Source organism: Paenibacillus sp. MZ03-122A (assembly GCF_024213325.1).
Lineage (GTDB): Bacteria > Bacillota > Bacilli > Paenibacillales > Paenibacillaceae > Paenibacillus > Paenibacillus polymyxa_B.
The window spans coordinates 78,653-90,722 of record NZ_JANAVI010000002.1 but is presented as its reverse complement, the minus strand read 5'-3'; the positions used below and the strand labels follow the sequence as shown (position 1 = coordinate 90,722).

The window sequence follows — 12,070 nt, the reverse complement described above, 5'->3', positions numbered from 1 at the left end:
AATCGCTTGATGATCTCACCGCCGTTCAAGTCCTCCCAAGAATAACACCGCTAACCACAGCCCCACACTAAATCAAGAGAATTGCCAAAAACCTGCTACTGGATGTTGTATCTCAGTCGTCTCCATTTTGGCGAAAATATATAGTGACCCAAAACCAAAAGGATAATTGTAATCCTCTTGAAGCAACGTTTCGGGATAACCATCTTCATCTACCTGAAATAAAAAAGAGAATGACTCCTCTTTCAGCTTCGTAAGATAATAGTCTTCATTTTGAATAAGTCTCGGGTTTCCGCCTACTTTGATCAAGAAAGGCTGATCCATCGATTTTTCGTCATGGCTTAGTTTCCCGTCTGAAATTGCATGCTTTATAAGACCTGGGTTAGTAAATATATCTTTGGCGCTTTCAGTTGAAATGGGATGCTCAATCACCTTGACCGAGCAATTAGGATAAATGTTGTTTTCCAAATACTCCTCATAGTCTTCAGGGATGAAAACTGAAATCATGCTCTCCGGTTTAAAGGGATGGACGAGACTCAAGTAAAAAACATATTTTTGGTTACTCCGCCCGATTCAAACGTAAGGCGATTTCTGTATTGGTCTCATCCGGCGGCATGACCTCGACAAGGACGCATACAGCCTCTCGCGGTTGATTCAAGGCAAACACGCCTTCATCATCGAGCATTTTCACCGCCAGCTCCATGGCTTTCAGCCTCGAATCAAATTCACAATTCCATTCGTCAGCTTCAAGCTCCGCAATAGAAGGACGCCTCATAAACAATTGTTTAACATCATCGAAGTCCTCATCCCTGAAACAACAATAGGGTGAATCGGCATAGGACCATTTGATGAGTTCCGCAATCGTTGACCCCGGCATTTCACTTTCTTCTCCTTACCTGGCCGCTTCCCTCTCCAAAGCCTCCCATGACCAGGCGGAGATGCTTGGCGCATGTCCCTCTCCAGTAGTAAATAGCGTGCAGTAATAGTAACGTTCGCCATTTTCAAAAAGAGTGCGAAAGGACGTTCTAGCCACATCGGCAATCCCTGCCGCCAGCGCCTCTATTCCTTGCGCCGGTTTCATGACATTCGCCCCTTAGCCCTATAAAATATATATCTTATTCCCATTATAAAAATTGTTTGTCCTAAATCTACCTACTTTCCACCTAAATCCTGGAAATATGGGCGATTCACTCCCTCATGATAAAAGAGGATGTCTCTCCGTTACTTCTCGGCTTTGAGACACCCTATTTTGAACTATTTTGCATTCACTACAACATTTTTACCGCCACTTGAGGTATGGGGTTTTGCTCTCCTACCTGGAGTTTCATCCCCATTAGAGCAAGCTCATTCAAGGTTCTAATTCAAGGTGCATCTTGGCTTCCGCCTCATCCCATGGCACCGAGTAACCCGCCCCCTTAGCGCAAAAGATGGAGGAGGATGTATACAGTGGGTCTGCCCCTTTGCGGTAGCCCATCCGCTCTATGACTTCCTCCGTATTATGGCAGCGATCGTAGCCGCTGAACACGCAGCGGATACTGCCTCGTCCATGCGTAAAGGATGCAAATTCGGCACTGTAGTTCATGAAAGTCGACACGGGCACCCTGCCCGTGACCACCGCTTGCGTTCCGGTTGTTTGCGGCGGATTAAAAATACCCGAAGCACGCTGAATATCGGACAGCACCCTGCCCATTTCATCGATAGCGACCTTGATTTTGAAATCGTAATAGGGCTCCAGCAGCACGTTGTCCGCCTTCTCCAGTCCCTGCCGTAGTGCTCGAAAGGCAGCTTCACGAAAATCGCCGCCATGGGTATGTTCTTTATGCGCGCGGCCCCTCAGCAGCGTAATGTTCACGTCGGTGACCGGCATGCCGGTCAGCAGTCCGTGATGCTCCCGTTCATAGAGATGATTCCGAATCAGATTCTGATAGCTGACATTCAGATCATCGGCATGACATCTGCTATCAAACATGATGCCGTTGCCCCTTGCTCCCGGTTCAATCAGCAAATGCACCTCCGCATAATGCCTGAGCGGTTCGAAGTGGCCGTACCCTTTCACAGCCGATTGAATCGTTTCCTTATACAAGATTTCCGGTTGTCCAAAAGAGATAGCAAAGCCAAACCGCTCTTTAACAAGCTGCTCCAGCACTTCCAGTTGAATCAATCCCATGACGCGGATAGAAATCTCCTGCAATTTCTCATCCCAAACGACGTTCAGAGACGGCTCTTCCGCCTCCAGCATGCGAAAAGCACCGAGCACCTTCTGTACATGTATCGAATTGTCGAATACTACCTTCGATTGTAGCGTCGGTTCCGACTCGTAAGCTAACTTGTCCGATATCGGCCCCAGGCCTTGTCCAGCCCCGGCGGCGGACAAGCCGGCAACCGCAAACAAATCGCCAGCTTCCACTTGTTCCACCGGCTGCGATTTAAGGCCGTTAAACAAGAAGAGCCGCGTGACTTTTTCGTCATATTGAACCTCGCCGCTCTCGTAACTAAGCTGTTCTCTCACCTTCAGCCGACCACCCAGCGCCTTAATGAACGTGAGTCTCGCTCCGCCTGCATCGTGCCGAATTTTATAAACCCGCCCCTGGAACGAAGCATTCTCGTCATAAGTGGTTGTCGTCAACAGATGCAGCTGATCCAGAAATTCAATGACGCCTGTATCCTGAAGCGCAGAGCCGTAAGCACAGGGGAAGAGGAGACCCGCCGCTATCATCCTCTGCAAAGCCTCCAGCCAGAAGCCGGAATCCTCTCTCCCCTCCAGGAATGCTTCCAGCAAAGCTTCGTCCCGCTCCGCCATGGCCTCCCGCAGCGGCTCGCCGACCATGCCGTCAGAGAGGCTCTGTGTAATGCAGCATACGTCCCCCGTCAACTGCTGACGGATATCCGCCTCGGTTCTGCCTACATCCGCGCCGATCCGATCCGTCTTGTTGATAAAGAAAAACGTCGGAATCCGATGCTTGCGCAGCAGATGCCAGACCGTCTCCGTATGGCCCTGAACACCTTCAACTGCGCTTACAATCAGGATGGCATAATCAATGACCTGAATCGCCCGCTCCATCTCCGGGGAGAAATCGACGTGTCCGGGCGTGTCTATTAAATAATAACTGTCTCCTTTATATTCTATTACCGCCTGATCTGCGAACACCGTAATGCCCCTTGCCCGCTCGATGTCGTGGCTGTCCAGAAACGCATCCTGATGATCCACCCGCCCCCGCGACCGGATACTGTTCGTATGGTACAGCAGCTGTTCCGCAAAAGTTGTCTTACCTGCATCCACATGGGCGAACAGGCCAATCGTTAGTCGCTTCATAGAATCCCACTTTCAACGCTTCTTGTTAATACTGCTCATTTTATTAAAGCATAGAAATCGGGAGAGTGGGAGGAGTTGGTTTTGAGAGAGGATCTTTTTTTATAGACAGAAGATAAAGGAAAAACCTCCCTTCGAATCTACACCATTTTAATCTGCATTAGTAATGTAAAAGAAGGACGGCAGTCAACGAAAAAGTCGAAGACTGCCGCTTTTTATAGTCCTGATAACTATATATACCATTCGCCTCGGTCGTCACGCAGCTTTCTGCCTAATTTTTGCTCAAGTTCAATGACAATCCACTCTGCATTCACATTTTCCCTCGATAAATGAGTCTGCACCATATCTTTGGTCTTAGAAGCAGGGTAGATTCGTAATAACTCCCATCTTCCCGCTCGGGACTTTCACCCTAGAGATGACGCCCATGCTGGGTGTACTAAAAAGAAATAGGCCATGCCGATGGACATGACCTATTTTGCCCGGTGGACCGTCAGATTGACCCGATTAGTCTCACACATAAATGTGGAGAGATGAACAGGCTCATCGTTTGCGTCAAAAGCAATTTTTAATATCCGGAACAAGTTCGCACCGATATCACATTCAAGCAATTTTGCATAATCTTTGGTCGCACCGATCACATCAATGATCTTGTCATTGCTCACGATCTCGGTGTTATAATCCTCCGCCAGAATCTTGTAAGTCGATTCTTTCATTGCGATCTTCTTTTCCAAATCCGGAAATCGGGTGAGTGAATAATGGGCAATATCATAGAAAAGCGGGCGATCATCTACATACATCAACCGTTCAAGCTCCAACACAGGGCTGCCTTCTTCAATAAGAAGATGTCCAGCCACCTCTTCAGACGCCGGGATTACTTCGCTTCTTAATATCCGTGAGTTTGGAATCATGCCCAGCTGGTGGCTGAACTCTGAGAAACCGCTTACTGATAACAGTTCATTATGAAATTTGTTGGAGGCCACAAAGGTACCTCTACGAGGAATTCGCGTCAGGGTTCCTTCCCGTACGAGCTCCTCAATCGCTTTCCGTATGGTGATTCGGCTTACACTATAAGTATCACATAGCTCTGCTTCCGTTGGAATCTGTTCATCCGGTTTGTATCGTCCGTCCTGGATGTCGTTCTTCAACATTTGCCTGATCTGCATGTACAGCGGCTGGGGGGTTGAAGGATTCAAATTCATGGTAAATTCATCCTTATCCATCAATGATTATAATAAGTATTATACATTGATGATCATCTCCAGTCACCATGCACCGAAATAACCTATCGTCTTCCCAGCTGTGATTGCCCCAAACTCCAGGCAGTTGTCGGTTGGAAGCCCTTTCAATCGGCCGTAAATGAACCCGGCAATGAAGGAATCCCCAGCTCCCATCGTATCCACGACGTTCACCTTACCCACGCCGTGCGGAAAGAATTGTTCCCCATCGTAAGCAAGCGAACCGTTCTCGCCCAAGGTAGCCACGGCAATCTGCGCTCCTCTTTGCTTGACCTCTACCAAGAGCTGGCGGATATAGTCATCATCCTGAGTGTACGAAAAGAATGGATAGTCTACATAGGGCGTTAAGGTCTGTACTCGATCATCCTGTAACTGATCCGAGAAATCAAAGGAAGTGATCAGGCCCTTTTCCTTAAAGAGAGGAAAGTACGTATCGGCATGGCCCCATATCCCTGAGTGGACAAGCTGATAATTCCCGGCAAAGTCGAGCTCTTCTGCTGTAAGGAAAAACTGTGCCATAACTCCCTCGTCGTAATCGCCAAACCTCCGGTCATTCTCCACCATCTCCACGTGGGTTACCGCTGTTTTTCCGTCCTTTTTTGAAATTCGGGAGGTATCCACGCCCTTGTCCTGAATAGCCTGGATCATGATCTCCCCATAAATGTCGGTGCCCACCCAGCCCAGATAGGCGGTCTTTGCACCCATTTCAGTTAAATAGATGGCCACATTCACCGGATTGCCTCCAGGATAAGCTTTGCCGCTTGCTTGATAGACATCCATGCAGTTATCCCCGACTGTAATAATTCTCATCTGGCTCCCGCCTTCCCTGCTATTAAAGAATGAGCACTACGAAGTAGTGCTCAAATCAAATGCATCAATATAGAATGAACTAAAGACTGCGTATCTTAATATTCCATTTGGCGATAGTATCTTCTAAGTGTTAACGGATGATTTCTCTCACGCTCCAGGTAGACGCTAATACGGCTTAGTACAGACCAGTTGATACTTACGGCAAAATGCTTTCTGAACTCCTCGCTGATGCCTTCCATGGCAAAGTCTTTGGTATCAATAAGGGTCAGCTTCTTCGTAATCTTCTCGGCGAATCTTTCCACCCGATCCATCAGAGGTCTGGTCTCATCTTCGCCTTTCAACAGAATAACACTGGTATCCTCAACCACAAGCTCAAGCGTGCCATGGAAGAATTCCGCCGCATGAATCGACTTCGCATGAATCCACTGCATTTCTTCCAGGATACACATTGCGTAGGAGTACGTATTCCCCCACAGATTGCCAGAGCCAACCATCATATGATAGTCAGTATCTTTATGTTCTTTTGCAAAAGCTTCCGCTTTAGGGTCAAAGGTCTTGACTGCGTCCAGAATTGCGCGCGGCAATAAGGCAACTTCCTTCGTGAACTGCTCATACTGAGGGAACTCATTGTTGTTATACATGAACCGGAATACAACCATGTACAGGAGCATGAAGAATGTATCGAAGGAATGTTTCTCCGAGCCGGTTGTGATGCAGTGATCTACAATTTTGGTTAGTGGAGTATCTCTTTCTGCCACAAGTGCAATCGTAGTCGCTCCCCGTTCCTTACAGAACTCGGCTGCCGCAACGGTCTCCTGCGTGGTTCCCGACACAGATGTGAAAATACATACGGAATCCTTACTGAAATGTTTGTTGTTCATCACCATAAACTCAGCAGCAATCTCCGCATGCACATCGATGGTCGAGCTTGATTTCAGAATATACTCATAAGGATACATCATCGCAATTGTGCCACCCGCACCAATCAGAAAAATATTGCTGTACCCTTTCTTGGCAATCCCGTCTACAATCTCTTCAATTTGCCCTCTAAAGGCCAGGCCCTCTTGTTCCACAAGCTTAAGGAATAACTGTTCGTCAAAATTCAACATTTACGTTCCCTCCCTATACTGGAGCGGTTCCTCTCCAATATCATCCAATTTTATTTGTTATATACAGTAGTATAACTAGACAATACAAATTAAACAACTTTTTTGTAAAATCTGAAGGAGATCAGCGAGTCAGAGCCGGCTCCCTTTATTCCATCCGGGCTAAGTGACTATATTACTGCTGTCATGACTGCTTTTAGATCCATACTTCCTCTCCCAATAGTAATACACAGGCAGACCCGTTGCGATGACTATCGCCGCGGCAATCATGCCCTGCACTGGAGCCCACGTAAAGGTTCCCCAAGCCAGCCAGCCTGCCCCAAGGATAGCCAGAATAGTCGTTACTCTCCACATTGGCATGCGGTAAATCGGGTTATAATCCTCTCTCTTACGGCATTTATAGACCGCGGCAAAGTCCAAAATGTTAATGACCAGCTGAATCAGCGTGAAATAACCAAGCAGTGCGGTTAAATTGCTGAAGAACACAAGAATACAGGCCAACGTAACCTGGGCAATGATCGAGAAGCTTGGTGTTTCGAATTTGGGATGAACTTTCGCAAAACGCTGAAAGAACAGCCCATCTTTCGCCATGGCATACTCCAGGCGAGGCTGAAACATAATGCAAGAGCTCAAGGAACCCAGAATAACTATAATCGCAGTAACGGCCACAAAGGATGAGGCCATGCCGGATAATCCGGGAATATACTTGACGGCGTCGGACACAGCGGAGCTGGAACCCATCAGTTTATCGAACGGCATTAGGCCAGTGACACATACCGCAAGCAGCGTATATAGACCCAACACAATCAGTACCGAACTAATTAATGCCCGAGGGAGAACTTTCCCTGGATTTTTGAATTCTCCAGCCATAAAACAAATGGCAGCCATTCCCGTGTAAGCCCACGTCGTGGCAGATACGCCACCAATTAAGCTTGAACTTGTCGCTCCTGCGGCGGGCGTGTAAGCAAAGTTGTCAAAGTTCATGTACATGAGGCCCAGCACAATGACAATCAGGAAAGGGATGATTTTGACAGCCGTAATAATGATTTGAAAACTACCGCCTGCCTTGACACTTCGGTAATGGATGGACGTGATGATCAGAATGATCGCTACTCCTAGCAGTTTACCGGCAATTCCAGCGAAGAAAGGGAAGAAGCTTGCCAGGTATGCAACAATGGCCAGAGCCATAATTGAAATGGACGGAGGATCGAGTGCCCAGAAGGTTGCCCATCCATATAGAAAGGCCAAGGGCCTCCATCCTGCTTTATTTAAGTATACGTAACCGCTTCCATTTTGCGGGTAGGCAGTCGCCAATTCGGCCAGCACCATGACCTGCGGAATCGCAATAACCCCACCAATAATCCAGGCTAGAATTGAGATCGAGGGCATACCCGCAGCTTTTGCGACATCGCCGGAAGAGACGAAGATTCCGGAACCTATCGTAGTTCCAACAGCGATGGCTAGAGCCGACCAAAAGCCCAGTTTTCGTGTAAGAGAGCCATTACTCATAACGAGTTCCTCCAAATCAAGGTGATAAGACTTCCATTCCCCTTATTTTCCTGACCGATTCCCTAAGTGCTTCCTGCGGATTCTGATAATAATTGAACCCCATAATCTCTAGTGTGCAAGCTCCCTCGTAATTATGGCTCTGAAGACTGGTTAGATATTCCCGCCAATTCAGCACCCCATCATCTAGAGCTAGATGCGCATCAGACGAACCGTCACCATCGATCAGGTGGAAATGAACCATCTCCGGGAGTAGGGAGAAATAATCCTCGGGTGTCTCGCTAGCGAGCTGCATCGCTACGGTGTCAATCATCCCTTTTAATGACGGGGAACGGATCTCCTCCAGCATCCTCTTGATACCCTTAGCATCGATAATTAGATTCGATTCGAATCGGGTCAAAGGCTCCAACGCTAAAGTCACCCCTTCCTTCTCAGCCACCCTAGATATCTGATAGATGGAGTCGCCTGCATATTTCCATGATTCCAATTGCGATACAGCGAAGTCTCCTATTCCTGAAGTCACAAGCATCATGTTGGTCTCCAGCTCTAGAGCCGCGTACAGATTATCTATGAAGTAATCGATACTCTTCTGCCGCAGCTGGGAGTCGGAGGCGGCAATATTGAAGGGATAGACACACTGTTCCGGCGTATAACAGACGACCTTCATGTCTCGGGATTTCAGCTGCTGCCTTATGTGTCTCAAGTTGCCAAGGACATTCCGGTAGACGTATAAATGAGGCTCGCCCGCCCACAGCTCGATGTGCTCGATCCCGAGCTCGGTCACTTGATCTAGGAAGTGCTCGAAAGGAAAATGCCTGTACGTAATATTCATTCCCGCAATCTTCATTTGCTTCACCTCCTCTTATGTAAGCGCTTTTAATTGTTATGTCTTGTATTATAACTAAGGGTTACAAATATTTCAATGCCTTTTCGAAAATAAATAAAAGCCATCAGCCGGTTCCTAATGTGGGCTGATCAGCTCTTATAGGAGCAAAAAAAAACAAGCCTCAACGAGTAAATCTGCTCGTTTGGCCTGCTTTTGTTGTCCTATTTAATATTTAAGGATTATACGCTCTTGCAATCGCGTCCACATACTTTCGCTGGAGCACTGGCTTACTTCTGCCTGCGGGACCCAAATTAGCCTTACGCCTATGTGGGAACTCCGTTTCACCTTATAAGGAGCCATCCGTAGTCAGATAGCTCCTTTTCTTATTCTCAGTACTAATTATTCTTGTACAATTCGAAACCTGCTGATCATTTCGCTCACTTGTTGGCTTGATTGTTTCAATTGTTCAGCTGCACTATGCAGATGGGAATACGCTTGACTCTGATCGTTAGAAGCCGAACTTATCTCTTCTGTGGCAGAAGCTGCGTCTCGAGCTACATCTGATATCTTGATAATGGATGAGATGACCTGTTCCCTACTAACATTCATCTGCCCTATATCCCCATCCATCTCTTGAATCGAGCTGATGATTTCCTTTAGCATATCCATAATCGATTCAAATACCGTTCCCGACTCCTGAACAATGAGAGATTGTTCGGAGATAACCACCTCTGTCTGATTCATGACCTGCAACGTTTGAGAAACTTCTGCCTTGAGGCGTGCAATAGTTGCGTTAATTCTCTCTGTTGATTCATAAGTCATGGTCGACAGCTTGCGAATCTCTGTAGCGACGACTGCAAATCCTTTTCCGGAATCGCCGGCACGCGCCGCTTCTATGCTCGCATTTAATGCGAGGAGCTTCGTTTGCTCGGATACTTCATTAATCGTCTGTACGATTGTGGAAATCGTAAGCATCTGTTCTGCCAGGCCTTCAATATGTTGCACGACCAGTTGGTTTGCTTCTGTCGTTTGGAGATTGTGATCCTGTAATTTCTTTACTTTATCCATGCCGCCTCTTAAAACGATTTCCGCCTCCGAAGACAAGCTGGTCATTTTTTTGTTCCTTACATTTACCTTTTCAATCGTGTCCGATAGCGCCATCGTTTCACGGCTCGTTGCCTCTGTCAAGGATGCTTGCTCGGAAGCACCAACTGCAATTTCATTAATGCCTGACGTCATTTCCTCGCCGGTTGCCGTTGTTTGTTCCGCAATATAGGTAAGTTCATGAGCAGAAGTATTTACATGGCCAATCGATTGGCTTACTGTCGAAATGAGTTCTTTCATACGAGATACCATTATATTAAAATCAGCGGTTAATTCCCCAAGCTCATCCTGGGAGAAGGTACGTATATCGACGGCCAGATTGCCCTCCGCAATCTCTCGGACACGTCCACGCAAATAACGGATCGGATGATGGATGGATCGGATGATCAAATAACCAAGCAACGATGAAGCGATCAAGCCTGCCAATGTTAAGAGGATACTGACCAATCGCAGGAAGCTGTATTGTTTTTGTGTGCTGTCCAACATGATTTGATTATCATCGTAGTACAGATCGCCTATGTGATCCAAAGCGTCCTCCATCTGATCAAACTTTTCGCTGCCCTCCTGATAAGAAAGAAGATTCGCCCTTTCACGGACAGTTGAATCCTTTGACGATAATCCATCAATCACCTTCTTGGAGACCAAATCATACGCTGCAACCGTTGCTTCGTAGTCTTGAATCAACTTTTCCTCATTATCAAAAATTGTTCCAATTGACTTATACTTATTAAGCTTTTTCTTTGCCGACTCCTTTTGTTTCCCGTAATCGTCCAGTTGTTTCGAAAATTGTTCCGATCCTGGTTCATAACTGTACAGCGATCGCTCTGCCAACAGCATCTGATATAGGTCGATATCTGCTGTACGAATGAGATCAATGACTTCCGCCCTAATACTGAGGCTCTCCTCAAGCGAGGATTGTACCCGCTTCAAATTGTAAATCCCAACGCCTCCGATCACAAGGCTGGTGATTACAGTAACGACGATCGTTAGAATTACCTTGTTCCTGATCGTCATCATGAACTTCATTCCTCTCATTATGCCTCACTCCCATCTAGTCCATCTCGAGGTAACATGAAACAATATTCGACATCGTTCGTCAAACACCTTTCTATACATCAGAGTTATGGATAAATCGTGAAATTGTTAGAAACCCAGAGTCACGCACATGGGATTACACTTCCAAACCCAATCCTCCCTAATTGTAGACACGAAACTTCATAGTACGAAAATCATGTTGATCAACAATCTTTAGTTCGGGAATGTTAGGTGTGACCAGAATGCCACCGTAATGGAGGTGAACCCCTAAACCGGATCAAAAGAAGCCTAAAAAAATTGCGTCCTCCAGGGGAGAACGCAATATAAACCAGCTTGACACCGTCTTTCAATATCGTCATTTACGCTTTCGGGCGATCACTGCCAACCGGCCGTTTTCGGTCGAGTACTCACACGTAGACAGTACAATAAGCTTGTCGCCATAACGGGGGGTTATACCCGTTTCGTAAAGAGCAAGTTTTTTGATGTTCTGAACATACGAATCGAACTCGGCGGGCGTACTTACCTTCTCAATCTGGTAGTATTTAAATACATCGTCCGATTTGCGATAAACTTGTGATAGAATAACGGCAACAATCTCATACTCTTCCTGTTCGTAAAGCGTACTAAACTGGAACGTAGCATGCTCCTTATAGAAGCTTTCTTGCTTATACTTCATCAAATCTTTGAACATCCAGCCGTTTTTCATATGATGTCCGTGAATCAGCAAAACGTCCGGACCGTTGATCCGGCTGTGCTCGTCTAAAAAGGGGAGGCCGAGTTTGCTTTTCTTTTTATCGAAATCATGATCGAGATAGTACTGATCATCTTGTGGATTCTGCATAACCGGGTACTCAATTCGGGTGCCATTAATCTTCAGCCAACCGACGATGTCCGGGTTTCTCTCGTAAAGCTCTCGAAATTCGGGAAGCATGACCGGCTCATTCGCTTTCGTAATCAAAGGGGAGGCGAACGCCTCCCCTCCTCCTTTGTCCGATTCTTTCTCCCAAACCTTTGCTAACTCTTCGATTTTCACTTGATCGGCATAACCCCACAGGGAAATTCTCGCTATATTGGCGAGAGAGAATACCAACACAAGGAGAGAAACGGCGATAAGAACTTTTTTAATTTTACTCATTTTCTT

General features: G+C 46.7%; 9 protein-coding genes and 1 pseudogene. All 10 read right to left on the bottom strand.

Annotation, left to right across the window (positions count from 1 at the left end; genetic code table 11):
• Positions 1-72: 72 nt before the first annotated feature.
• The 10 genes and pseudogenes from NLX74_RS04385 to srtB all read right to left on the bottom strand — a co-directional run bounded on the left by NLX74_RS04385 (position 73) and on the right by srtB (position 12,064).
• Complete coding sequence (locus NLX74_RS04385) at positions 73-465, bottom strand: hypothetical protein (RefSeq protein ID WP_254328025.1); 393 nt, start codon at positions 463-465, stop codon at positions 73-75.
• A 91-nt stretch (positions 466-556) separates the two neighbouring features.
• Positions 557-1,078, bottom strand: a pseudogene (locus NLX74_RS04380) (DUF4303 domain-containing protein).
• A 267-nt stretch (positions 1,079-1,345) separates the two neighbouring features.
• Positions 1,346-3,310: an elongation factor G gene (locus NLX74_RS04375; protein WP_254328024.1), complete on the bottom strand. Its 1,965-nt coding sequence runs from the start codon at positions 3,308-3,310 to the stop codon at positions 1,346-1,348.
• A 467-nt stretch (positions 3,311-3,777) separates the two neighbouring features.
• Positions 3,778-4,506, bottom strand: coding sequence for a GntR family transcriptional regulator (locus NLX74_RS04370; RefSeq protein ID WP_254328023.1), 729 nt, complete (start codon positions 4,504-4,506; stop codon positions 3,778-3,780).
• 63 nt (positions 4,507-4,569) lie between these two features.
• Positions 4,570-5,352 (bottom strand): fructoselysine 6-kinase, encoded by a 783-nt coding sequence (gene frlD / locus NLX74_RS04365; protein ID WP_254328022.1) that lies wholly within the window; start codon positions 5,350-5,352, stop codon positions 4,570-4,572.
• A gap of 95 nt (positions 5,353-5,447) precedes the next feature.
• Positions 5,448-6,461 carry an SIS domain-containing protein gene (locus NLX74_RS04360; protein WP_254328021.1) on the bottom strand — a complete coding sequence of 338 codons (1,014 nt, stop codon included), beginning with the start codon at positions 6,459-6,461 and terminating at the stop codon, positions 5,448-5,450.
• Between the two features lie 159 nt (positions 6,462-6,620).
• The gene (locus NLX74_RS04355) at positions 6,621-7,967 is read right to left on the bottom strand and encodes an amino acid permease (protein WP_254328020.1); all 1,347 of its coding nucleotides are present in this window, start codon (positions 7,965-7,967) and stop codon (positions 6,621-6,623) included.
• A 16-nt stretch (positions 7,968-7,983) separates the two neighbouring features.
• Positions 7,984-8,811 (bottom strand): TIM barrel protein, encoded by an 828-nt coding sequence (locus NLX74_RS04350; RefSeq protein ID WP_254328019.1) that lies wholly within the window; start codon positions 8,809-8,811, stop codon positions 7,984-7,986.
• A 378-nt stretch (positions 8,812-9,189) separates the two neighbouring features.
• Positions 9,190-10,929: a methyl-accepting chemotaxis protein gene (locus NLX74_RS04345; protein WP_254328018.1), complete on the bottom strand. Its 1,740-nt coding sequence runs from the start codon at positions 10,927-10,929 to the stop codon at positions 9,190-9,192.
• Between the two features lie 355 nt (positions 10,930-11,284).
• On the bottom strand, positions 11,285-12,064 hold the full coding sequence (gene srtB, locus NLX74_RS04340) for a class B sortase (RefSeq protein WP_254328017.1): 780 nt from the start codon (positions 12,062-12,064) through the stop codon (positions 11,285-11,287).
• Between the last annotated feature and the right edge of the window lie 6 nt (positions 12,065-12,070).